The sequence below is a fragment of the Paenibacillus phoenicis genome (genome assembly GCF_034718895.1).
Classification (GTDB): Bacteria; Bacillota; Bacilli; order Paenibacillales; family Paenibacillaceae; genus Fontibacillus; species Fontibacillus phoenicis.
On record NZ_JAYERP010000001.1, the window covers coordinates 38,789 to 62,997 of the forward strand.

The 24,209-nt window shown below is 54.2% G+C and carries 17 protein-coding genes; 12 read left to right on the forward strand and 5 right to left on the reverse strand.

What is annotated here, in order from left to right; translation table 11 throughout:
- Nucleotides 1–86: 86 nt before the first annotated feature.
- Nucleotides 87–1,004 (reverse strand): aldo/keto reductase, encoded by a 918-nt coding sequence (locus U9M73_RS00175; protein ID WP_323075818.1) that lies wholly within the window; start codon nt 1,002–1,004, stop codon nt 87–89.
- Nucleotides 1,005–1,240: 236 nt separating this feature from the next.
- Nucleotides 1,241–1,585, reverse strand: coding sequence for an iron-sulfur cluster biosynthesis family protein (locus U9M73_RS00180; protein ID WP_036644899.1), 345 nt, complete (start codon nt 1,583–1,585; stop codon nt 1,241–1,243).
- Between the two features lie 104 nt (nt 1,586–1,689).
- Between U9M73_RS00180 and U9M73_RS00185 the strand changes: the two genes are divergently transcribed.
- From U9M73_RS00185 to U9M73_RS00200, 4 genes are all read left to right on the forward strand, one after another.
- A complete protein-coding gene (locus U9M73_RS00185; protein WP_260069745.1) occupies nt 1,690–1,932 on the forward strand; it encodes a hypothetical protein in 243 nt (80 codons plus the stop codon).
- Nucleotides 1,933–1,954: 22 nt separating this feature from the next.
- The gene (locus U9M73_RS00190) at nt 1,955–3,013 is read left to right on the forward strand and encodes an NAD(P)/FAD-dependent oxidoreductase (protein ID WP_127576152.1); all 1,059 of its coding nucleotides are present in this window, start codon (nt 1,955–1,957) and stop codon (nt 3,011–3,013) included.
- Between the two features lie 174 nt (nt 3,014–3,187).
- Nucleotides 3,188–8,194, forward strand: coding sequence for a S8 family serine peptidase (locus tag U9M73_RS00195; RefSeq protein ID WP_323075819.1), 5,007 nt, complete (start codon nt 3,188–3,190; stop codon nt 8,192–8,194).
- A gap of 93 nt (nt 8,195–8,287) precedes the next feature.
- Nucleotides 8,288–8,635, forward strand: a complete 348-nt coding sequence (locus U9M73_RS00200; RefSeq protein WP_009224612.1) for a hypothetical protein — start codon at nt 8,288–8,290, stop codon at nt 8,633–8,635.
- Nucleotides 8,636–8,651: 16 nt separating this feature from the next.
- Here U9M73_RS00200 and U9M73_RS00205 read toward each other — a convergent pair whose 3' ends face one another.
- A complete protein-coding gene (locus U9M73_RS00205) occupies nt 8,652–9,536 on the reverse strand; it encodes a helix-turn-helix domain-containing protein (RefSeq protein ID WP_009224613.1) in 885 nt (294 codons plus the stop codon).
- A gap of 135 nt (nt 9,537–9,671) precedes the next feature.
- Here U9M73_RS00205 and U9M73_RS00210 point away from each other — a divergent pair, with 135 nt between their 5' ends.
- The 7 genes from U9M73_RS00210 (at nt 9,672) to U9M73_RS00240 (ending at nt 20,215) form a co-directional block, all read left to right on the forward strand.
- On the forward strand, nt 9,672–12,167 hold the full coding sequence (locus U9M73_RS00210) for a beta-mannosidase (protein ID WP_323075821.1): 2,496 nt from the start codon (nt 9,672–9,674) through the stop codon (nt 12,165–12,167).
- 153 nt (nt 12,168–12,320) lie between these two features.
- The gene (locus tag U9M73_RS00215) at nt 12,321–13,607 is read left to right on the forward strand and encodes an alpha-L-fucosidase (protein WP_009224615.1); all 1,287 of its coding nucleotides are present in this window, start codon (nt 12,321–12,323) and stop codon (nt 13,605–13,607) included.
- Between the two features lie 637 nt (nt 13,608–14,244).
- Complete coding sequence (locus U9M73_RS00220) at nt 14,245–14,466, forward strand: ATP-binding protein (protein WP_260069749.1); 222 nt, start codon at nt 14,245–14,247, stop codon at nt 14,464–14,466.
- On the forward strand, nt 14,463–15,641 hold the full coding sequence (locus tag U9M73_RS00225; protein ID WP_009224617.1) for a PstS family phosphate ABC transporter substrate-binding protein: 1,179 nt from the start codon (nt 14,463–14,465) through the stop codon (nt 15,639–15,641). The genes U9M73_RS00220 and U9M73_RS00225 overlap by 4 nt, the downstream gene beginning before the upstream one ends.
- A 125-nt stretch (nt 15,642–15,766) precedes the next feature.
- On the forward strand, nt 15,767–17,647 hold the full coding sequence (gene htpG, locus U9M73_RS00230; RefSeq protein ID WP_009224618.1) for a molecular chaperone HtpG: 1,881 nt from the start codon (nt 15,767–15,769) through the stop codon (nt 17,645–17,647).
- 93 nt (nt 17,648–17,740) lie between these two features.
- Entirely contained in the window at nt 17,741–19,222 is a 1,482-nt protein-coding gene (locus U9M73_RS00235) for an aminotransferase-like domain-containing protein (protein ID WP_323075825.1), read from the forward strand.
- 57 nt (nt 19,223–19,279) lie between these two features.
- Complete coding sequence (locus tag U9M73_RS00240) at nt 19,280–20,215, forward strand: D-alanine--D-alanine ligase (RefSeq protein ID WP_323075826.1); 936 nt, start codon at nt 19,280–19,282, stop codon at nt 20,213–20,215.
- 56 nt (nt 20,216–20,271) lie between these two features.
- On the opposite strand, the gene ald is transcribed toward U9M73_RS00240, so the two are convergent.
- Both ald and U9M73_RS00250 read right to left on the reverse strand, forming a co-directional pair.
- Nucleotides 20,272–21,405, reverse strand: coding sequence for an alanine dehydrogenase (ald, locus tag U9M73_RS00245; protein WP_323075827.1), 1,134 nt, complete (start codon nt 21,403–21,405; stop codon nt 20,272–20,274).
- A gap of 103 nt (nt 21,406–21,508) precedes the next feature.
- Nucleotides 21,509–22,756 carry a PucR family transcriptional regulator gene (locus U9M73_RS00250; RefSeq protein ID WP_323075828.1) on the reverse strand — a complete coding sequence of 416 codons (1,248 nt, stop codon included), beginning with the start codon at nt 22,754–22,756 and terminating at the stop codon, nt 21,509–21,511.
- 159 nt (nt 22,757–22,915) lie between these two features.
- On the opposite strand from U9M73_RS00250, the gene alr reads away from it, so the two are divergent.
- On the forward strand, nt 22,916–24,091 hold the full coding sequence (alr, locus tag U9M73_RS00255; RefSeq protein ID WP_323075830.1) for an alanine racemase: 1,176 nt from the start codon (nt 22,916–22,918) through the stop codon (nt 24,089–24,091).
- Nucleotides 24,092–24,209: the final 118 nt, after the last annotated feature.

The following is a 24,209-nucleotide window of genomic DNA, read 5'->3' on the forward strand; positions in this document are numbered from 1 at the left end:
GCCCCTCCTTTCGAGATTTTGGACAAAAAAACAACCTAAGTCCTGTGGAAACGGGGCTTAGGTTGTTTCGCGTAGGGACACTTAACTTACGGCAAAATGTTCCCCGCAGCACGGTAAATTTCGTACCATTCCTCGCGGGTCAAACGGATGTCGCTGGCTTTGATGCAGTCCTTCAAGCGGTCGATGTTCATCGTCCCGATGACCGGTTGCATTTGGGCCGGGTGACGCAGCAGCCACGCGATGGCGATGGTCGTATTCGTGACGCCGTATTTCGCGGCGATTTCGTCAATTTTCTGGTTCAGCTCAGGGAACTTCTCGTTGCCGAGGAAGACGCCTTCAAAGAAACCGTATTGGAACGGCGACCACGGCTGAATCGTGATATCGTTCAAGCGGCAGAAGTCCAGCACGCTGCCGTCACGGTTAATGGCGGCTTCGTTTTCCATATTTACGTTAATGCCGGCCGAAATCATCGTCGTGTTCGTGATGCTCAGCTGCAGCTGATTGGCGACGATCGGCTGTTTGACGTATTTTTGCAGCAGTTGAATTTGCATCGGGTTCTGGTTGGACACGCCGAAATGGCGTACTTTGCCCGCGGTATGCAACTGGTCGAACGCCTCCGCAACCTCTTCGGGTTCTACCAGGGCATCGGGACGATGCAGCAGCAGCACATCGAGATATTCGGTTTTCAGACGCTTCAGAATGCCGTCCACCGACGACAAAATATGCTCTTTCGAGAAGTCAAAGAACCCTTGGCGGATGCCGCATTTCGATTGCAGGATGATTTTCTCCCGAATTTCTGGATTCATGTGAATCGCATCGGCGAAAATCTCCTCACAGGAGCCGCCGCCGTAGATATCCGCGTGGTCAAAAAAGTTAGCGCCTTCTTCCAGCGCGGTTTGGACGAAACGTTCCGCTCCGGCTTTGTCCAGCGAGTTAATTCGCATACAGCCGACGGCAATGACAGGGACCTCCAGCGTGCTCGTACCAAGCTTGATCGTCTTCATTAATCGGATCCTCCTCTATGGTTAGGAATAGATGATTTATTCACCCGGGCCGGATATGTAAAAATATGAGATCGAATCCAGTTCCATCGATGGCGCCTGGATGCCCCCATCATTGTGACATAGAAAAACGGCGGATTCAAGAGCAGGGCAACGCGTTAAAGAAAAACAGCCCAAAAAGGCCGCCGGATCATAAATCCGGCAGCCGAAAGCGGAAAGGAAGGGAAGCCCCTGACCGTTTAGCGAAGGGCTTCGCTGGTAGCAGCAACGCGTTTGTCTTTCAGCACGACGTTGTTGCTGTACAACATCGAGTCGCTGCTCAAACGGTAAGTTGGGTAATTCTCATGGGCAAACAAGCGTAAGACGTCATCAAACAAAATTTCTTGCTGGCGATCCACCAAAAAGGTGAAGCCGCCCGATTCAAATGCGATATCAGTAGGAAGCGGCTCGCTGACCAAATGCAGCGAATAAACGCCGGCTGCGCTGCACCCTTCCGATTCGCCAACCAGCTTGAAGTACCCCGGCTGGCCGCCTAGGCTTTGCGCAAGTTTTTCTTTCGTCAGGTTCGTCATGTCTACTCTCATTCGACACACATCCTTTAGCCTCTATTTATATTTAGTAAAATTAAATTTCCTACAATTTATTTATAAACAATTTAATGAAAGGTGTCAAGTGGGGGAAAGATCACTTGTACGCCGAAGACCTGAGCGAAAGTATGCAGCTGATGGAATGGGTTTGGCAACGGGATGACAGAGCGCTGCGGAATCTTGGACGCTACGAATATTTTATTCGCGGCAGCGAGGCGCGGGCGGGAAAGGATTCGCTTTTTAAGAGAAAAAAGCAAAAAAATTTAGATAATAATGATTTTCATTCTCAATTAGATATGATACGATGGTTCCATCCAAGTAGATCATTTACTTTGTTTACGTGATAAAAAAGGAGAGGTAACGACGATGGAACCAACCGTATATGATGTCACGATTATCGGAGGCGGCCCTGCCGGGTTGTATTCGGCCTTTTATAGCGGCTTGCGCGAGATGAAGACGAAGCTGATCGAGTATCAGCCTTTTCTTGGCGGCAAAGTGAATGTGTATCCGGAGAAAATGATTTGGGACGTCGGCGGCCTGACGCCGGTCACTGGAGAACAGCTGATCCAGCAATTGATCGAGCAGGGAATGACGTTCCAACCGGAAGTTGTGCTAGGTGAAAAGGTGACTTCGATTTCTCGGGGCGAGGATCGCATTTTTACATTGCATACTGCATCGGGAGCCAAACACTACTCCAAAACGATCATCCTGGCCATCGGCGGCGGGATTCTGAAGCCCACGAAGCTCGACATCGAAGGGGCGGAACGATTCGAAGTGACGAATCTCCACTATACGGTGAAATCGCTGGGCCGGTTCAAAGGCAAAACCGTGCTGATCTCCGGCGGCGGGAATACCGCGATCGATTGGGCGAACGAGCTGGCTCCGATTGCGAAGAAGGTCTATCTGACGTACCGAAAAGAAACGCTGAAAGGCCACGAGGCTGAGGTGACGAAGCTGATGAAGAACGATGTGGCTTGCCTGTTGAACACGTCGATCGTGAAATTGACCGGCGCCAAGGGCGGAGATTCCATCCGCAGCGTATGGATTCAAAACCATGAGGACGGCTCCATCGTCGAGCTGGAAGTGGATGAGGTGGTGGTCAGCCACGGGTATGAACGGGATAAGGCGCTGCTGGAAAACAGTGAAGTCAAGATCGAAATGGCGAACGAGTACGGCGTAAAAGGAACGGCCATGAGTGAAACCACGGTGGAGGGGATTTTTGCTGCGGGGGATATTTTGTCTTATGAAGGCAAGCTGCATCTGATCGCCGGGGCTTTTCAGGATGCGGCGAACGCTGTGAACCGAGCCAAACAGTACATCAACCCGGAGGCAGAGGCATATGGAATGGTCTCCTCGCATAATGATCTGTTCATTGAAAAAAATCGGGAGCTGAAGAAGCAACTGTTTGCGACAATGGCAGAATAACCGAATCTACTACATATGGATGCGCTTACCTGAATTGGGTAGGCGTATTTTTTTACCCTTTTACTGCTTATGTGCCATAAAAGTGGGAATATATCGAAACCTCACCCAATAGATATAAAGTCAGCAGCTTGTATAGGCTCCTTGAAAACTATGAACGGTGAGGGAGATGAGAGTTTGAGCAAGAAAGTCGTTGCAGGAATCTTAAGCTTCCTCCTGGCATTTACGCTGCTTCTGCCGATGGCAGGAGCCGAAGGCGACGCTTTGGCGGGAGCCGATGCAAGGAGGGACGGCGTTCCCCGGTTGAATCAGGACGCCGTGACGCAGGAAGCGCTGCGTAAGCAAGTATCGGACGTTCAGCTGAAAGGCAGAGAGCAACGGGAGGTTTTGGGTCAAGCCTCTCCCGCAGGCAATAAGTTGCAGCTGGAACGCCAGGACGCCGAAGCGGCCGCGGTTCAACCGCAAAACTTCGTTCCGCTTACGGACGGCAGCGAGTTAACGACGGTCATCGTCGAGCTGCAGGAAGCGCCGTTAAAGGTGTTTGAGGCTACGCAGAGCAAAATGAAAACAAGCCATTCGCTGAGCTCCCACAGAAAGGCGATCGATTTGCAGCAGCAAACGTTCAAGACGCAAGCGGTTGGTAAACTGAAGGCCAAAATTAAACGCGAGTACGAAAATATTTTTAACGGGTATTCGCTGACCCTTCCGGCCAATGAGATCGAAAATCTGCTCAAGCTTCCGGGAGTGAAGGCCGTTTATCCTAACGAAACGGTCTATGCCACGGAGGAGGAAGAGACTCCGACTGCGCCGCTGGACAGCGTGTCGTTTATCGGCAGCGGTGACTTCTGGGCCGAAGGAAACGAAGGCCAGGGGATTAAAGTTGGGGTCATCGATACCGGTGTGGCGAAGGACCATCCCGATTTGGCGGATGCGGTTCCGGATGGGTATTGGGGTTATGACTTTGTGAACGATGATTCCGAGCCCTACGAAACAACGAAGCAGGATTATTTGGATGCACATGCCCAGAATCCGTCGCTGCCTGAGTTTGATGAAAACGGCAGAGCTTACTATACTTCGCACGGCAGCCACGTCTCGGGAATCGTAGCCGGTCGTGGCGTTGGCACGGATGAACTGGCAGGGACCAAAGGGGTCGCACCAGAAGCGGAAATTTACGCTTATAAGGTGTTAGGTCCATACGGCAGCGGTACGACGGAGGATGTGATCGCCGGTATCGAGCGTGCAGTCGTGGATGGCATGGATGTCATCAATCTGTCGCTGGGCTCCAACACCAATAACCAGCGCTCCGCCGACTCGATTGCGGTCAACAATGCGATGAAAGCCGGCGTTGTGGCCGTGGTATCCAGCGGCAACTCCGGACCGGGGGCTGCGACGGTGACCGATCCGGGCAGTTCGGAGCTGGCGATTACGGTTGGCGCATCCAAGCCGCCGCTCGTCACGCCGATTATGCGGATTCCGGCGATGGGCGGAGAAGGCTTCTTTATGGATACGTTTGATAAGTCCGCCGGGATCGAGGATTTAACCGAGTCTTACCCGTTGGTGGATGTTGGACTCGGGAAAGCAGCGGATTATGCGGGTAAGGACTTGAACGGAAAAATCGCCTTTATCAAACGCGGTGAGATTTCCTTCGCGGAAAAAGCGCTCAACGCCCAAGCCGCGGGTGCGGCCGCCGCGATTGTGTTCAACAACGTGCCGGAAGCTTTGGAAAGCGGGACGTTGGGGGACGCAGATGTTCAAATCCCGGTTTACGCTCTTTCTGGAGCGTATGGGGGACGAATTCGGGAGGCTTTGAAGGAACAGGAGCTGTCTGCTGAATTCAGTACAACGATAGAAGAAGATATTATGGCGGGCTTTAGCTCGCGTGGACCAGCCAAACCGGGGTATGACCTCAAACCGGACATTTCCGCACCAGGGATGAGCGTTCGCTCCAGCGTGCCGGATTATGAAGGCTGGTATGCCGCTCAAAACGGCACCAGTATGGCCGCGCCGCACATTGCAGGTGCAGCAGCCCTCGTGCTGCAAAAATATCCAAACCTGACGCCTTATGAAGTAAAGTCCTTATTGATGAATAATACCGTGAAACTCAGCGATCGGAACGGTGACCGCTATACCCACATGGATCAAGGGGCCGGTCGGGTCGCGCTGGATCAGGTTCTGGAGGCCAAAGCGGTAGCGATGGCAGAGGATTCGACGCCTTATGTGGATGGGGATCTCCCGGAAACTTTTTATACGGGCAGCCTGTCGTTTGGATATGTTGGCAACGGCTTTTCTGCCAAACAACATGTGATCGTGAAGGACATCGTCGGGGAGTCCTCGACCTACACGGTCAGTTCGCATTGGTATGGCAATGCATCGATTGACCTAACCTTGTCTGCGGCAGAGGTTGCGGTCAGCGCTGGCGGGGAAACCAGCTTCGACGTCGAAGTTGTCGTGCCGGAAGAAGCCGCCAACCAACGGTATGAAGGTGAAGTGATCCTGACCGAAACGGCAACCGGGCATGTGATTAACCTGCCGGTATCGGTCTACGTTGGTGATACGCCGCAGGTGGATGTGGTGACGGATGTAGATCTGTCCAGCAACCCGATTTCGCCGAATAACGATGGACTTTATGATACTACAGACATCTCATTCACGGTGAATGAATATACCGATTACTTCTCGCTGGAAGTCCATGATCTGAACGGAAATTGGCAGGGCGTGGTCTTTGAAACCGATCAAGGCATTGATCCCGGCAGCTATACTTTGAGAGGTTGGGACGGAAGTGTTTTTGATGAAAATTACGACGAAGTGTTACTTCCCGATGGCGGATACCTGCTGATCCCTTATACTGGAACATCCTTGTTTGACTCCGTTCCTTCGGAAGACTCTGCTTATGTATTCTTCGTCGATACGACGGCACCGGTATCCCATCTTAGTGAACCGCCATTGACAGTGAAGAGCTCTGGTCAAACGGGAGTCATCTCCGGCGAAGTGACGGAGGATATGCTGATTAATTATCTCGTGAACTTCGGCGGGCTGGATATGGAGCTTGTGATTGGTGTCGAGGCGTGGTTTGCAGATCCAGAGGGCAATGTAGATTATCGGTTTGGCACTATTGATAACCAAGGGAATTTCAAAATTGAGGTTCCCGTATATCCTGGCGACAACGAATATGAAGTGTACATCTATGACTTGGCCGGGAATGGGTTCTGGGATCCGGCACATGTGTTTAGCTACAACCACGCTACAGAACCGGAATTGATCGTTAACACTGAAAATCTGACGCTGCAAGCAGGAGATACCGAACAACTCACCGTAACGTATAAAGCGGCAAACGGTGAGGAGAGCGACGTCACAGTAGCAGCAGAATATTCCGTAGCTGACTCGACTATCGCGACAGTTGACCAAGGCGTCGTAACCGGGGTAGCAGAAGGAACGACCACGATTGAAGTTGCGTACGAAGGAATCTCGAAGACCGTTAATGTAACCGTAACCGCTGAAGGCAATGAAGAACAACCAGAGCTGCGGGTGAATCCGGAGAGCTTGGATCTTCAAGTAGATGAAGTTCAAGCGCTCACCGTAACGTATAAAGCGGCAAACGGTGAGGAGAGTGACGTCACAGCAGCAGCGGAATATACCGTGGCGGACTCCACGATCGCGACTGTCGATCAAGGTATCGTGACCGGGGTAGCGGAAGGAACGACAACGATTGAGGTTGTGCACGAAGGTCTCTCCCAAACTGTTCATGTGACTGTTACTGCTGAAGGCGGCGAAGAACCAGAACCAGGGGAACCTTCGCTGATCGTTACACCACCTTCTCTGACTCTGAAAGTTGGAAAAAGCAACCAGTTAGCAGTGACTTATCGGGATGCGGATGGCAATGAAACCTCTGTGACAGATGCGGTATACGTATCGAGAGATCCGCTGATTGCTGCCGTTTCAAGTACGGGACTGGTTACGGCCTTGAAAGCAGGCTCTACCACGATCGACGTGACTTCCCAAGGTTTGTCGAAGTCCGTCCAGGTCACAGTCACCCCAGCTGACCCGCCTAACAATGGCGGCGGAGGCAATGGCGGAGGTAATGGCGGCGGCAACGGTGGCGGAGGCGGATCCAGCAGCGGCGGTTCCACTTCTACGCCAACCACGACACCAACAACGACGCCAACTAAACCAGCAATACCTAAGGATGCCGTAGCCATCAAGGCAGGCGAACCAACGGTGGTGAAGCTGCCAAATGGGTTTACGTTAACGATTCCGGAAGGCGCGATCACTTCCCCGGATGCCGCTTATGTCCAAGTCACGCCGGCAACCGAGGAAGAAACGAAGAAGCTGCTGGAAGGATTGAAGCTGCCAGCAGAAGTTCAACCGTTTGGAATCTATTATGATATCAACATTTTAGCGAAAGACGGGAAAGCGCTGGAAAATATCCAGCTCAGCAAGCCAGCCGAAGCCGCAATCCCGCTGACGGCATTGAATCCTGGAGCAATCCATGGCGGGAAGATCAGCCTGTTCAAGCTGGGGGACAACGGAGAATTAACTCAATTCTTCGGACGATTGAAGGACGGTAAAGTGGTTGCGAACCTGTACGGCTCTAGCCGTTACATCTATCTGGCCAAGAACGTCACCTTTGCTGATGCCACCCCAGCGAAGTTCGCTTGGGCGGTGGATGCGATCGAAATTCTGGCATCGAAAGACATTCTCGCTGGATCCATCGACGGTAACTTCCATCCGACATCGCAAGTCACTCGGGCGGAATTCGTATCCATGCTGGTTCGGGCACTGGAATTGAAGGCTGATCCAAACGCAGCTAGCCAGATTTCCTTCCTTGACGTTCCTGCAGGAAGCTGGTACGAGGAGGCCGTGAAGATTGCGACATCCAAGGGGCTGATCAGCGGTTATTCCAACGGTACTTTTGCGCCGGACCAACCGATTACTCGCGGTGAAATCGCAATGGTTTTGGCGAAGGCGCTGGAGGTCCTGGGCCAATCCGCAGGGGAAGGCGGAGCGAATCACAGCTTTGCCGATCAAGCTCGCATTCCAGCTTGGGCCGCCGAGGCGGTAGCCAAAGTCACGAGCCTTGGCATCATGAACGGCAAGGCGGGGAACCGCTTCGAGGCCGAATCGCCAACGACCCGAGCTGAGGCAGCCGTCGTGGTGTACCGCATCTTCAAAGATTTTACCAAATAAGATTTGAACGTTCCGCCGTCGGTGCGCATGATGCCGGCGGCGGTTTTCATATACATGAGGTAAGGTTCGATCTCACCGAAGGAGCGTGGACAAGTGGAACAGAAAGTACGTCGTTATCATGAACTAAAACAGCTGCAGAAAGAAACGGAGCAAGAGCTGGCCGCATTACGTGGCGAAATTTTAGAACATTTTCAGGAACAAGGCATTTCGGAGCTGGACGTGGGGGAATACCGGGTTAGAACCATCCGCCAGGAACGGAAGGAGTACGATGATCGTAAGCTTTACGAAGCGCTTCCCGATCCTGGCGTGTGGCGTTTGGTTTCCAAAGCGGACGCCCAGAAGATCGCCGGACTCGTGAAGCTGAACGTAATCCCCGAGGAAAAGCTGGAAGGAACGTTCTCCATCAAACAAGTCACGCTGGTGCAGGTGGACAAGAAGTAGCGACGCAAAGCCGGAATTAGTCCGGCCGCCGCGTTGCCCCAGGACTGGCTGTCGACACAGGGATGGCTTGGCGATTCCGGCGCAAATCCAGCGGCGCTTGGTGGTACCATTTTTTGAATTGATGATAAAAATGGCTGACGTTCTCGAACCCGCACTCCAGGGCGATTTCCACCACGCGCAGCTCCGTCGTCAGCAGCAGGTTGCGGGCTGCGCTCAGCTTCAGCTGGTTCAAATATTCCGTTGGCGTCTGCTGCAGATATCGGCGGAAGGCGCGGTTCACGTGGCCGATGCTTCTTCCGGACAATTCATACAAGGCGGGAAGCCCGCGGTGGAGATTTTCTTTCAGCTGCATTTTGCTGAGTGCATGCTCCAGCCATAATGGAATCTCCTCCTGCTTGACCGGATTCGGGTTAAAAAAGTAACGGGTTAGCAGGTCGATCAGTCCGCTTTTGAGGACGAGGCGGGCCTTCTGTTTGTCGATGGAGGACAACAGCTTGATGCGTTCGAATAAGGCGACGAATTCGCCAACTTCGGTTGGCGACAGCAGGGCCACCTGGGGCAGATGCGATTGCAGCAGCCGCTCGGCGATCTCTTCCTCCCCCAAAAAAGCCATCGCTTCGTCCATCAAGCTATGCCGGCAGGGAACATTGTAAAACCGGCAGTCCTCCTCCCCGTTCTGCTCGTATCGATGGATATCCTCCGGCCGGATGAAGACCAGGCAACCCGCCTGTAGCAATTGGGTCTCCCCATTCACAACATGGCGGCAGCTCCCTGCTTCAATTACGAAAAATTCATAGAAATCATGGGTATGCTCCGGCGAAACCTGAGACAAGGCCTCCACCCGAAACGGGTTGACCGGCACCTCCGGATCAATGTAGTTTTCCTCGGTATATTTCAGCATGGAAGACACCTCTCCACAACAAGATGGTGTTAAAATAGCACATGACTTAGGTGAAGACAATACAAGAAAATATCCAGCCTCTTTAGTACAATCAAACCATGGTCAGGATAAAAAAGTACATGAGGAGGCAAAACAATGCTGCTTGTCGACTTGGGCGGAGCTTGGCGGATGAAACGGCTGGACCAGACGGAATGGCTCCCGGGAACCGTGCCGGGTTCGGTTTATTATGATTTGTTGAATGCCGGACAAATGCCGGACCCGTATTACCGCGATCAGGAGTACGAGGTACTGGAGCTTTCGAAATACGATTATGAATATGAACGGACCTTTCAGGTGGACGAGCCCACGTTGGACCATGACCGGGTGGTGCTGCTTTGCGAGGGGTTGGATACCCTGGCTGAGGTGTACTTGAATGGGACGCTCATTCTGAACGCAGACAATATGCACCGGACGTACGAAGTTGACATCAAATCGCAGCTGATTCTCGGGGAAAATCACATTCACGTGATTTTGCGTTCGCCGGTTGAATACGTGCTGCGCAAGCAGGCGGAACGGCCGCTGATCGGCTGTGCTGACGCCGTGCCGGGGATTTCCCATCTGCGTAAGGCGCATTCGATGTTCGGCTGGGATTGGGGGCCGCAGCTGCCAGACCTCGGGATCTGGAGGGACATGACCATCCGCGGTTACGATCGTTCCCGGATCGAAGATGTGTACATCACGCAAACCCACGAGCCCGGCAAGGTCAGCTTGGATGTACGCGTGCGGACGGATAGCTGGGCGGAAGGGAACCGGGAGATCACGGTCCGCGTAACCAGTCCGTCGGGCCATGTGCTGGAAACCCAGGTTTTGGAGCAAAATGAGCAATCCACCGCTAGGGCAAATGGCACTCTCCGAGAGCGGCATATTCCGGTAGTGATCCTAAATCCGGAGCTGTGGTGGCCCAACGGGCTCGGCGAGCAGCCGCTATACGAAGTGGAGGTTGTGCTTAGCGAGCAAGGCCGGGAGCTGGACCGGCACGACCTGCGCATCGGCCTGCGCACCCTGACGGTGCTGCAGGAAGAAGACGAATGGGGCGAATCGTTCCAGTTTGTCGTGAACGGGATTCCGTTCTTTTCCATGGGGGCGGATTATGTTCCTGAGGACAACATCTTTCCGCGGCGCAGCCGAGAGCGGACAGAACACCTGATCCGCAGCTGTGCTGAAGCCAACTTTAATACGATCCGCGTCTGGGGCGGGGGACATTATCCGGAGGATTATTTTTACGATTTATGTGATGAATACGGGATCGTGGTGTGGCAGGACCATATGTACGCGTGTGGCGTCTATGAGTTGACCGAGGAATTCAAGGCGAACATCACGCAGGAGACGATCGACAATATGAAGCGGCTGCGCCATCACGCTTCGCTGGGGCTTTGGTGCGGGAACAACGAGCAGGAGATGGCCTGGGATGAGTGGAATTGGGCGGAGCAAACCTCGCTGCAACTGCAAGCGGACTACATCAAGATGTATGAGGTGCTGCTGCCGGAGATCGCGAAGGAAATCGATCCGAATACGTTCTACTGGCGGGCCTCGCCGTCCTCGAAGGGGAGCTTCGACAAGCCGAATGACGAAAATTACGGGGACATGCATTACTGGGATGTGTGGCACGGCAAGAAGCCTTTCACCGCCTACCGCACCATCTACCCGCGTTACATGTCGGAGTTCGGGCTGCAGTCATTCCCGTCGCTGAAGACGGTGGAGACGTTTACGCTGCCGGAGGACCGGAATATTTTCTCTTATGTAATGGAATCTCACCAGAAAAACGGGACGGGGAACGAAAAAATCCTCTACTACATCGGGGAAACGTACCGTTATCCCAAGGATTTCTCGTCCCTGCTGTATGCCTCCCAGCTGGTTCAAGCCGAAGGCATGCGTTGCGGAGTCGAGCATTGGCGTCGCAACCGCGGCCGCTGCATGGGGGCATTGTACTGGCAGCTCAACGACATTTGGCCGGTAGCCTCTTGGTCGAGCATCGATTACTACGGCAGATGGAAGGCGCTGCAATATGAGGCCAAGCGCTTCTTTGCTCCCGTGTTGGCGTCGGCCTGCGAGGAAGGTACACGAGTCGCCTTGCACGTATCTAACGAAAGCAAGCAGACCGCGAAGGGCAAGCTGGTCTGGACGCTGCGGAATGCCTGCTCCGAAGTGCTTCGGCAGGGAGAACGGGCGGCGGAAGTCGCTCCGTTTACCAGCGTGGAGCTGGAGCAGCTTGATTTTGCCGGAGAGCTGGACACCAAAGCGAAGCTGCGGAGCACCTATCTCGAATATGCTTGGGAGGAAGACGGAGAGATCGTCAGCGGCGGCACGGTCCTGTTCGTCAAAGCGAAGCATTTCGAATTCGCCAATCCGAACATCCAAGCCGTGATCACGGAGGCGGAAGACCGCTTTACGATCACGCTGACCGCAGAAGCGTATGCTCGGTTCGTAGAGCTGGATTTTACGGGGCTGGACGCCATCTTTAGCGACAATTATTTCGATTTGTCCGGCGGATCGAAGAAGACGGTCACCATCGCCAAATCGACTCTGAGCCGTCCGGCGGCATTAACCGAGCTGCAAGAGCGGCTCACGGTTCGCAGCGTGTTTGATATCTAAACCGCAGAAGATAAACGGGGGTGTTCCTTAGGGGACCCCCCTTTTTAAGCAGATGATCTTCAAAATGACATATCCGTCGTAAAAACAACATATTTACCCCTCATGCTGCAATCGCTTATCGTTAGGAGGAACAAGCATAGAGGGGGAATAGCGATGTTACCATGGTTTGAAGACGCCAAGCTGGGGATCTTTATCCATTACGGGATTTACGCGGTTGACGGTGTTTCCGAATCTTGGTCCTTTCATAACGGCGTGATCTCGTATGAGGATTACATGAAACAATTGGACGGGTTCACAGCTTCCCGGTTTGATGCCGACCACTGGGCGGAATTGATCGAGAAGTCCGGGGCCAAGTACGCGGTGTTGACGACGAAACATCATGACGGCGTAGCGCTGTTTGATACCCAGTACAGTGATTTGAGCGTGGTCAAGCGAACGCCGGCCAAACGTGACATCGTTAAAGAGTATGCCGAAGCGATAAAGAAACGGGGAATTCGACTAGGTTTGTACTATTCGTTAATCGACTGGTCCCATCCTGATTATCCTAGCGTGTATCCAGGCGGTGCTGTGCCCGAGGATCTAAGCCAGGTTAACCGTTTCTCGGAACCGCTGGACGGTAAACAGGACGAGGCGAAGTGGCAGAGGTTCTTGCAGTTTAATCGTCATCAGCTGAGCGAACTATTAACGAAATATGGCAAGGTTGATTTGCTCTGGTTCGACGGGGATTGGGAACGAAGTGCTGAGCAATGGGGATTGCCGGAGTTTAAGGAGTTTTTGCTGTCTTTTAACCCCGATCTGATCATCAACTCACGCCTAGCCGGTCACGGGGATTATAAAACGCCGGAGCAAGGGCTACCGATCACAAGACCCGAAGGACCTTGGGAGTTCTGTACGACGATTAATTCGTCTTGGGGCTATCAACACAATGATCATAAATATAAATCGTTAAATCAAATTATCCGTATGTTCTGCGACTGCATCTCTATGGGCGGCAACATGTTGTTAAATATCGGTCCCCGCGAGGACGGAACGATCGATCCGAGACAAGCTGTCATTTTGCTTGGGTTAGGCGATTGGATACGCGCGCATGAAGAAGCCGTGTATGGAACTGTCGAAGGGATCATGACCCGCTATTGGTTAGGCGGAAGCACGTTAACGAAAGATCGGAAGACGTTATATCTGTTCGTTTACGATGACCCGAAGGAAAGCGTCTGCCTCAAGGGCTTATGTAATCCGATTCAAAAAGTGACCGTGCTCCATTCGGGCAAAGAACTGAAACATGAAATTCATGGCGGTGTGCCCTGGTTTAATATCCCGGGAACGACGTGGATCTATTTAACGCCTGAGGATTGTCATGAGCATGTTACCGTTCTGAAGCTGGAGTTTGCTGAGCCAGTCGAAATGTACGGCGGTTCGGGTGCGGTTGTCACCCATAACTAGAGTAGGGAGAAGCATTGGGCGTACGTCGGTCGGCAGGTCCAGGCCTGTCGTCCGGGCCCGTTTTACAGGATTATCCCGTTTGATCAGAAGATAGGCAAAAGGAAGATCGTACCCCTCCGACCAAAGCCGACGCAGGTTGTCCGCCCTTTCCTCAAGACCTCCAGGCAATCCTCCTCGTTAGCAAAATCGTCTGCAAAATGGTGGAAACCGATTCCACCGTTACCTCCAAAGTCCTTTCCTCTCTCGTGAGAAAAATAGGTACATATCGTTTGTCTGGACGATTTATCGCAAACATATGCTCATCTTTTTACCTCATTGGGCCCCCTGACCAAAGGGGATAATCCTGCAAAGAAGGGGAAAAGAGGGGCCCGCATCTTTCCCCACTCATTGGAGCCATTTGACGATGCGGGTGGACAGCCATTGGCAGAGCAGGGCTATGAGATATTGCTCAGCCACAAGCCCAGACTCATCGGCAGGCGGCGGACATGCCAAAGATGCATTCTAGTCCATGTTTTGTTGTCAGAGAAAATTTGTTGTCAGAGAAAAAGGGTTTATAGAGAGATACATGGAATTAAAGTTTTATACATACTTTGTTTGTTCTGAAAAGCGGTCACTGAGATGGATTTGTTCATCAGCTATGCACAAAACGAGCGGGTTATCCGAGTACCTAGCGATATCCAAGCCGATTGGCGATAAGCAGGAGCCTACCAATCTCGAGGTGACTTTCTCCTACCAGGCGATTCTTTCGTTCGGCGGCACGGTGAGCGTGCAAAGCGCACCCGGAGCGGGGACGAAGTTTACGATTAGCTTGCCGATCTATAACTGTGAGGAAGAAGCAAAGGGGATGAATGAAGGATGAACAAATCCGTCGGAGAGCTTGCGGCCAAAATTGTGCTCTGTGTCCTGTTGTCTAGTGTGATTTTATTCTTAGGATTTTTTGCCGGTTTAATCGTGTCATTCTCCGGCGGAGCGGTGTTCTATACGCCTTTGGTGCTGGTTGCGGCGGCCGTGTTGGTCGTCTTTCTGGCTTTCTTTATGTTCTTGCCGGAGCGGCACCGTCGCAAGTTGTATTTCTCGCTGCTTGCCGTCGTGATCTTGGGCGGCTTGACAACAGGGGGATACGAGATTCGCAAAGCTTACCACAACAGCATTCCGGTCGTCAGCGACCAGGAGGTAGATATGAGGCCGTATCGGCCGTTTGCGGACACGGGGAAGCTGGCCGTGCTGCCGGAACCGTCCAAATTGACATTAACGGAGGATTTACCGCGGCTTGACGGAGCAACGGCACTTTATCCTCTGTATGGAGCGTTTGCGCAGGCCGTATATCCGCGCCAGGATTATGATCTCTACGACAGCGAGGTCATGGTGAATACGACACCTGTGGCTTATAAGAATTTAATCGAAGGCCGGGCGGATATCATTTTCGCCGCCGCGCCGTCGGAGGGGCAAATAGCCGCCGCCCGCAAGGAAGGGAAGGAATTAAAGCTCACCCCGATCGGCCGTGAGGCGTTTGTCTTTTTCGTGAATGCGTCGAATCCGGTAACCGGGTTAACGACGGAGCAGATCCGCGGGATCTACTCGGGGGAAATTACCCGATGGAGTGAAGTGGGGGGCCGCGAAGAGCGGATCCGCGCGTTTCAGCGTCCGGAGGATAGCGGAAGCCAGACGATGCTGATACGGGTGATGGACGGACGGGAGCTCGCCAAACCGCCCAAGGAGAATGTGGCCTCCGGGATGGGTGGCATCATTTCGCGGACCGCGGATTACCGCAACTACAAAAACGCGCTGGGCTATTCGTTCTTGTTTTATGCCACCGAGATGGTGAAAAACGGGAATATCCGCCTGTTGGCCATCGACGGCGTGAAGCCGGAACGAGCGACGATTGCCAGCGGCGAATATCCGTTTGCGGCCGAGTTTTACGCGGTAACGGCGGGCAGTGACAATCCGAACGTGGAGAAGCTGATCGAATGGATTCGCTCCCCGCAAGGGCAGTATTTAGTGGAGCAAACGGGCTATACGCCGCTCGCCCCCTAGGACGTATTGACACTCGAATTGGGGATCGATAAACTAAAAACTAGGAATTAGCACTCTTCCTTGTAGAGTGCTAATATGTTGTAAGACAAGTTCCCCCATGGGGTGAAAGGAAGGAGATCCGATTCATGGCGAAAAAGCAGTTTAAAGCAGAATCTAAACGACTGCTGGAAATGATGATCAACTCGATTTACACACAGCGGGAAATTTTTCTGCGTGAGCTGATTTCGAACGCCAGCGATGCCATTGATAAGATTTATTATCGGGCGTTAACGGATGACAAGCTGGTATTTAACAAGGACGACTATTTTATTAAGATTAAGCCGGATAAAGCAAACCGCACCTTGACGATTTCCGATACCGGGATCGGCATGACCAAGGAAGAGCTGGAGAAGCACCTGGGGACTATCGCCAACAGCGGTTCGTATGCGTTTAAGAACGAAAATGAACTGAAGGATGGTCATAACATTATCGGGCAGTTTGGTGTCGGCTTCTATTCCGCATTTATGGTCGCCGACGTGGTTACCGTGATCAGCCGGGCGCTTGGTTCGGACGAGGCCTACAAATGGGAGTCCAAAGGGGCGGACGGCTACACGATCGAACCGTGTGAGAAGGAAACGGTGGGTACGGATATTATTTTGAAGATCAAAGAAAACTCCGAAGACGACCAATATGACGAATACCTCGAGGAATACCGTCTGAAGTCGATTATCAAGAAATATTCGGATTTCATCCGTTATCCGATCAAGATGGACGTCACGAGCAGCCGGCCGAAGGAAGGCAGCGAAGGCGAATACGAGACGTACACCGAAGAGCAAACCATCAACAGCATGGTGCCGATCTGGCGCAAGAACAAATCCGAACTGACGGAAGAGGATTATGTCAACTTTTACATGGAGAAGCGCTACGGGTTCGATAAACCGGTATCGCATATCCATATCAAGGCTGACGGCGCGGTCGTGTACAATGCGATTTTGTATATTCCGGAGAAGACGCCGTTTGACTATTACACCAAGGAATACGAAAAAGGGCTGGAGCTCTACTCCAACGGCGTGCTGATCATGAATAAGTGCCCGGATCTGCTGCCGGACTATTTCAGCTTTGTCAAAGGGATGGTCGATTCCGAGGATCTGTCGCTCAACATTTCTCGGGAAATGCTGCAGCATGACCGCCAGTTGAAGTTGATTGCGAAGAACATCCAAAGCAAGATCAAGAGCCAGCTGCAAACGCTACTGAAGGAAGACCGTGAGAAATACGAGAAGTTCTACGCTTCGTTTGGCCGCCAGCTGAAGTTTGGCGTGTACAACGACTACGGCATCAACAAGGACGTGCTGCAGGATCTGCTGCTGTTCACTTCGTCCAAGGAGAAGAAGCTTGTTACGCTGGATGAATACGTCTCCCGCATGCCGGAAGACCAGAAGTATATTTATTATGCTGCCGGTGAATCGGTAGAACGGCTGGAGAAGCTGCCGCAAACCGAGCTGGTGCTGGATAAAGGATACGAGATCCTGTATTTCACCGACGACATTGACGAGTTCGCGATCAAGATGATCATGAAATACAAGGATAAGGAATTCAAATCGGTATCGAGCGGTGATTTGGGCATCGAAGCCGAGAATTCCGAAGATAAGGCGAATACGGATGAGAACAAGGAATTGTTCGCCGCAATGAAGGACCTGCTGGCGGGCAAGGTGAAGGAAGTTAAAGCGTCCAAACGTCTGAAATCCCATCCGGTCTGCTTGTCGACGGAAGGTGAGCTGACGATCGAGATGGAAAAGGTACTGAACTCGATGCCAGGCTCGAACGGCCAGTCGGTTAAAGCCGAAAAAGTGCTGGAGATCAACGTGAACCACGACGTCTTCCAGTCGCTGAAGAAGGCTTACGAGAGCGACAAAGAGAAGCTGGCCTTGTACACGAACCTGCTGTACAATCAGGCGCTGCTGATTGAAGGGCTGCCAATCAACGATCCAGTTGAATTTACGAACGATATTTGCAAAGTGATGGTGTAAGCGGAAGAACCACCTTCCTCCGAAAAATGCGGGAGGGTGGTTCTTTTATTTTTGGCCTGGAATATGCCATCATGAGGGTGGGGGCGATACAGGGTGTTTCATGAATTTAAGCTTGTGGCGGAAACGCCGGTTTACGTGCAGGTGAAAAATTATATCAAACGACTAATGATGCAAGGCGCTTTGCAGGCCGGGCAACGGCTTCCCTCAACACGGGAACTGTCGGAACTGCTGGGCGTCAGCCGGGGCAGTATCATTGCTGCCTATGAAGCCTTGCAGGATGAGGGGCTAGTGTATGCTGTCACGGGGAAAGGGAACTTCGTCGCCGAGGTCTCTGCACCAAGCGGGCAGGCGGTCCCCACCTGGCGGATGGATTGGCGCGAGCGGATGAATCGGCAAGCCCGGCTGTCCGTGGAGCTCGACCATATGAAACGCAGCAGGCCCGGCCTGCGGGCGGCGAAAGGCGCCATTTTGTTTACGAGCATCGCCCCTGACGAGGAGCTGTTTGATCTGGAGAACGTCAAACGCGCATTCTTGGATCGGATGGCGGTGGAAGGCCGCGTCTTATTGAACTATGGATACGCAAAAGGATATAAACCACTTATCGATTATTTGCTGAACTATATGGAACGTAAAGGCGTGGATCTGCAAGGCAAGGATTTGCTGATCACCAGCGGCTTTACGGAAGGGCTGGACATCGTGTTGTCAGCCCTGGGGCGGGATGGCAGTGCGGGCGGACGCATGTTATGCGAAAACCCAACGCACCAAACCGCGATCAAAAATTTGCGGCGGCACGGGTTCGAGATCACCGGGATTCCGATGGAGCCGGACGGCCTGGACCTGGCAGCGCTGGAGCGCGAGCTGAAGACGCAGGCTTTTGACGGCGCGTTCCTCGTTCCTTCCTATCATAACCCAACCGGGATCGTGACGTCCGCTGAGAAACGGCTGGCGATACTAGAGCAGCTCGGCCGCTACCGTGTGCCGGTGATCGAGGATGGATTTAATGAGGAGCTGAGGTATTCCGGCTCCCACGTCGCGCCGTTGATTGCGATGGCAGGGCAGGGGAACGGCGTGGTGTATTTGGGAAGTTTCTCGAAGGTGCTGTTCCCGGGGATTCGTGTCGGATGGATCTTAGCAGACCGGGAGCTGATCGAGGTGCTGGAAAGCGTCAAACGGGCGCGCAGCATTCATACCTCAACGTTGGACCAATCCCTGCTGTATCAATACTTGCTGAACGGGAATCTCGAAAAATATCTGAAACGGGCCAGGGCCGAATATCGGCGGAAGTACGAATGGACGAAGGCCTGCTGCGAGCAGTACGTGCCATTCTCCCGGTTGTCGGGCAGCGGCGGGTTACATTTGTTCCTGGAGTTTCCGGAGGAGTTCGATACGTGGAAGCTGCTCGAGCTTTGCGCGGATCAGGGCGTCCTCTTTACTCCGGGGGATATGTTCTACGTTGACGGCGGAGGACGGAACACGATGCGAATTGGTTTTTCGCGGGTGTCCGAGGAAGACATCGAAAAGGGGATTCGCCTGATCGGTGATACGGCTGCAAAGCTGTTAGGAGATCAGAGTTAGCAACGGGGTAGTTAGGTGCTGCATGGACTTAAACAACGGGTGAAGGAGAGAAACAGGATGAAGGTAGGCGTAATTATGGGCGGCGTCTCCTCGGAACGCGAGGTCTCGCTGATGACGGGGAAGGAAATCGTGGGGAAGCTGGACCCCAATAAATATGAAGTGGTGCCGATTGAGCTGACGAAGCGGGAGGAGTTGATCGACCGGGTGCGGGGCATCGACTTCGCTTTGCTGGCGCTGCATGGCGTGTTTGGCGAGGACGGTACAGTGCAGGGCGTTCTGGAGACGATGGGCATCCCGTACTCGGGCAGCGGCGTGTTGTCCAGCAGCTTATGCATGGATAAGAATCTGACGAAGAGGCTGCTGCAGACTGAAGGGATTGCGACGCCGGACGGGGCCTATCTGGAGCGGGCCATGTTCGCGGACGGAACGTGGGAACCCAAGATGGCGGGGCTCGCGTATCCGCTGTTCGTCAAGCCGAATGCAGGAGGCTCCAGCATCGGCGTCCAGCGCGTCGACCGGCCGGAGTTGTTGCGCGGTGCGCTGGAGGAGGCGTTCCGCTGGGGCGAGTCTGTGCTCGTCGAGTCCATGGTGTCCGGCCAGGAAATCACCTGCCCGATCCTGGACGGGGAGCTGCTTCCGGTGCTGGGCATCCGGGCGGCCAATGGAGCGGAGTGGTTTGACTACGAAGCCAAATACAGCGACGGCGGGGCGGAGGAGAAGCCGATCACGCTGCCTCCCGACGAAGAGACGCGGGTACGGGCGGCAGCACTGGCGTGTTATCGGCTGTTGCAATGCCGCGTTTATGCCCGGGTCGATATGATTCTCAAGGACGGTGTCCCTTACGTGCTGGAGGTAAATACGCTGCCGGGGATGACGGCGAACAGCCTGCTGCCGCGCAGCGCCGCTGCCGCTGGCATCAGTTACAGCGAACTGCTCGATCGGATCATCGAGCTGTCGCTGGCCGAGCGAGGGAGCGGCGTTGCTGCCACATAAAATAAGAGACCCGCTGGTTGCGGATCTCTTGCTCTTGTTGAATGCGGCGAAATCGCCTAGTTAACTGGGGAACTGGGCAGCTCCAGCGCTTGCTCAACAGGCACATACTCGTAGTGAAGGTCCCGGGCAACAGAGGCGTACGTAATCGCACCAGCGGCGACGTTAACGCCTTTGCGCAGAGCTGCCCGTTCACTGAGCGCCGTGTAAAGGCCCTTCGAGGCGATCTCCAGCGCATAAGGCAGCGTAGCGTTGGCCAGCGCCAGCGTAGAGGTGCGCGGTACGGCGCCCGGCATGTTCGCCACGGCGTAATGCACGACGCCATGCTTCACATAGGTCGGATCGGAATGGGTCGTGATCCGGTCGACCGTTTCGAAGATGCCGCCCTGGTCGATGGCCACGTCCACGATGACCGAGCCGGGGCGCATCGCCTTCACCATGCTTTCGGTGACCAGCTTTGGCGCCTTGGCACCGGGGATCAGCACCGCGCCGATCACCAGGTCGGATTCAGCAACCGACTCGGCGATGTGCTGCGGATTCGACATCAGCGTCTGCACGCTGGCGCCAAAGATGTCCTCCAGCTGCCGCAGGCGATCCGGATTCAGATCGATGATCGTCACGTCGGCGCCCAGGCCGATCGCCACTCGGGCTGCGTTCGTGCCAACGACGCCTCCGCCGATGATCGTCACTTTGCCGCGCTTCACGCCAGGCACACCGCCGAGCAGGATGCCTTTGCCGCCGTGCGGCTTCTCCAGGAACTGCGCCCCGATTTGCACGGACATCCGACCGGCAACCTCGCTCATTGGCGTCAACAGCGGCAGCGTTTTGTTCACTTCAACCGTTTCATACGCGATGGCGGTCACACCTTGATCTTTTAACGCTTGCGTCAGTTCCGGTTCCGGCGCCAGATGCAAATACGTGAACAGGATCAGACCTGGACGGAAAAAGCCATACTCCGACGGCTGCGGCTCCTTCACCTTCATCACCAGATCGGCCGACCAGGCTTCGGCGGCGCTGCCGACCACCTTGGCCCCGGCGGCCGCATATTCCGTATCCTCAAAGCCGCTGCCGGCACCCGCCTGGGTCTCGATCCATACCGAGTGACCTGCTTTCACCAGCGAATAGGCGCCCGATGGGGTCAGGGCAACTCGATTCTCATTATTTTTGATTTCTTTGGGGACTCCAATGATCATGCTGTAACCTCCTCTGTCAAACGATCTGACATCAGTATAGGACAGGAGCTGTGATTTTTGTTTGTGGCGATATGAGAAAAAAGACAGCCCGCATTGTGAAATTTCACAATGCGTTGCTGCCGCCGAAACGTTCGGCTTTGAGTTCCAAATATAAGGTTACTTTCTGCTCCATGCTGGTTAAGTCGATCCGGCCGATTTCAGCGATTCGCTTCAGCCGGTAATTCAGGGTATTCGCATGAACATGCAGGGCTTCGGCGGCTGTCTTCGCATTGCTGTCATGCGCCAAAAACACCTCCAGCGTGTGCACCAGCTCGCTGTGATGCTCCTGATCGTAGGCCCGCAGCCGGGCCAGTTGGCTGCCCGCGCGGCCATGCCGCTGAAGCTCCTCCCAGATTCGGGGAAGATACCGGTAATACCCGAGATCGCTATATATCACGAGATCTCCGGTCTCCTTGGGAAACCGCTGCTTCACCTCAAGCAGGAGCAGCGCTTCGCGGTAGCTGTCTTCCAGCCGTCCGTATTCGCTGTAGAGACATCCGCTGGCCAATCCTAGGAAATGCGGCGAAAAATAGGTGCGCAAATTCTGCTGAAGCAGCCCCAGCTGGCTGGCGACTCCATCCTTAGTATCCGCCGTTATCGGCGCAAATAACAAAATCAGCTGATTTTTATTGATGGCGTGCAGCACGATCCGGCTATAAGCGGAGAGGGGAGCGCATTTCTCCAGCGCCTGCCGCTGCCACGATTCCTTCACTTCGGCGGCAAACTGCAGGACGACCACATGGAATTGCGGAGGGAGTGCGATCCCGATCCGCTGAGCCTTATCCCGGATTAGGGTTTCGTTGGACAGATGCCCGGTCAGCAGCTGCCAGAAAAAATCGCGATGCGCCTCTTCCTCCTTATGGCGCTGCAGCTGCCACCTAGCCATTTTGGTGCGGGCGGCTTGGGCCGCCTTGGCGAATAACGCCATTTCCCGTTCTGAAAAAGGCCTCTCCGCCTCCAGCACCCAAATAAAGCCGACAACCCGGGAGCCCAAACGGATCGCCGTTGCAACGCGGCCGCTAAGCCCCACCTCTTGAATCGGAGCGACGCGAATCGGCGCTTCGCTCTCCAATAGGCGAGGCATAACGCCGTCCCGCCAGAGACTGCCAATGATCTGATCGGGCACCCGGCGCCCGACGATGGTGGCCAGCCGCGCCGCGTCGGTCTCCGGCTCGTGCGAGCTGTAGGCAACCAGCCGATGGTTGGCGTCTTCGATCGTGACCGGACGGCCCAGCACGTCGCTGATCTTCTCCGCGAGCAATTCCAGATTGTCGGAGTATGGCTCGAAAATATCGTCTTGATCTTGGCTCATAGGCGAGCGTCACCTCCGATGCGGTATGGTTTGTGAAGCCGCACTAGGATCATGCCGTTTTTTTGGGGTAGGAAGACAAACCCCGGCAGGAGCGGCTCAATTATACTTAATTTCAAGATGCTTCATGCTGATTATTGATTAGGAAAGAGGTATTCCACGATGACAACGATGCAATCGAGGGTCTCCACCCCTACCGGCTATCGGGAAACTTGGGCGGAGGTGTCGCTGGACGCCATCGCCCACAATACGAGGCTCTTCCGCAAGCAAATCGCCGAGGGCTGCCGGCTGATGGCCGTAGTCAAAGCGAACGGCTACGGACACGGAGCGGTGCAAGCGGCGCAAGCCGCCATCCATGCCGGCGCCGATTGTCTCGGCGTTGCCCTCGTTGATGAGGCGCTGCAGCTGCGAGCGGCCGGTATATCACAACCTATTCTAGTGCTCGGCTACACGCCACCGTTTGGCGTCGAAGCGGCGGTTCGGCAGGGCATCACCTTGACGGTGGATACCCAGGAAGTCCTGCAGGAGACGATCGCTTGCGCCAAAAAGCAAGGGTGTGCAGCACGCATCCACTTGAAGGTGGATACCGGGATGTCCCGGATCGGCTTATCCAGCACCCGGGCGGTGATTGAGCTCGCTGAACTTGCGGCAGCGGCTGCGCCCTTCGTCATCCTGGAAGGCGTGTTTACCCATTTCGCGGATGCGGACGGACCCGACCCGACGTATACGTGGGAGCAATTCGCCCGGTTCCAAGCTTGTCTCGATGCCCTGGAGGCTCACGGATTGCACGTACCGATCAAGCACTGCTGCAACAGTGCTGCCGCGATGCGGTTCCCGCAAATGCATCTGGATCTCGTTCGCATCGGGATCGCACTCTACGGGCTATATCCTTCGCCGCAGCTGCGGCTGCCGGAATATCCTTTGCAGCAGGCGATGCAGCTCAAGACGAAAATCGCTTCGCTGCGGCGGATCAAGCCGGGCCAAACCGTCGGCTACGGCCGGACGTACCGGGCAGCCGAGGAGCGGCTGATCGCCACGGTTCCCATCGGATACGCCGACGGGCTGTCGCGGACGCTTTCGAACCGAGGGTTTGCGCTGGTTCGCGGACAGCGGGCGCCAATCATCGGCCGAGTGTGCATGGACCAGACGATGTTGGATGTCACCGAGGTAGAGGGCGTCCAAGCGGGAGAGGAAGTGATCCTCTTTGGCGGAACGAGCGATACGGCGGCGATATCGATTGACGAGGTCGCCGATTGGATCGGAACGATCAACTATGAGGTCGTTTGTCAGCTCGGAGTCCGAGTCCCGCGCGTATATCCTCAAATCTTAAATATGTAAGATTAGGTATCATGCTTATGGCATCATAATCCAAGCTTCCGGTTTTCGTAAAGAGGTTTTTGCGGTATTTCCCGTGAAAAACCTCTTTTATGTCATATATCTTAACGTTGTATGCGGA

What these genes read in the sequence shown, in the direction of transcription:
- U9M73_RS00175 (WP_323075818.1), bottom strand. Translation starts at nt 1,004, where the DNA reads ATGAAGACGATCAAGCTTGGTACGAGCACGCTGGAGGTCCCTGTCATT.
- U9M73_RS00180 (WP_036644899.1), bottom strand. Translation starts at nt 1,585, where the DNA reads ATGAGAGTAGACATGACGAACCTGACGAAAGAAAAACTTGCGCAAAGC.
- U9M73_RS00190 (WP_127576152.1), top strand. Translation starts at nt 1,955, where the DNA reads ATGGAACCAACCGTATATGATGTCACGATTATCGGAGGCGGCCCTGCC.
- U9M73_RS00205 (WP_009224613.1), bottom strand. Translation starts at nt 9,536, where the DNA reads ATGCTGAAATATACCGAGGAAAACTACATTGATCCGGAGGTGCCGGTC.
- U9M73_RS00210 (WP_323075821.1), top strand. Translation starts at nt 9,672, where the DNA reads ATGCTGCTTGTCGACTTGGGCGGAGCTTGGCGGATGAAACGGCTGGAC.
- U9M73_RS00215 (WP_009224615.1), top strand. Translation starts at nt 12,321, where the DNA reads ATGTTACCATGGTTTGAAGACGCCAAGCTGGGGATCTTTATCCATTAC.
- U9M73_RS00220 (WP_260069749.1), top strand. Translation starts at nt 14,245, where the DNA reads ATGCACAAAACGAGCGGGTTATCCGAGTACCTAGCGATATCCAAGCCG.
- U9M73_RS00225 (WP_009224617.1), top strand. Translation starts at nt 14,463, where the DNA reads ATGAACAAATCCGTCGGAGAGCTTGCGGCCAAAATTGTGCTCTGTGTC.
- htpG (WP_009224618.1), top strand. Translation starts at nt 15,767, where the DNA reads ATGGCGAAAAAGCAGTTTAAAGCAGAATCTAAACGACTGCTGGAAATG.
- U9M73_RS00240 (WP_323075826.1), top strand. Translation starts at nt 19,280, where the DNA reads ATGAAGGTAGGCGTAATTATGGGCGGCGTCTCCTCGGAACGCGAGGTC.
- ald (WP_323075827.1), bottom strand. Translation starts at nt 21,405, where the DNA reads ATGATCATTGGAGTCCCCAAAGAAATCAAAAATAATGAGAATCGAGTT.
- U9M73_RS00250 (WP_323075828.1), bottom strand. Translation starts at nt 22,756, where the DNA reads ATGAGCCAAGATCAAGACGATATTTTCGAGCCATACTCCGACAATCTG.
- alr (WP_323075830.1), top strand. Translation starts at nt 22,916, where the DNA reads ATGACAACGATGCAATCGAGGGTCTCCACCCCTACCGGCTATCGGGAA.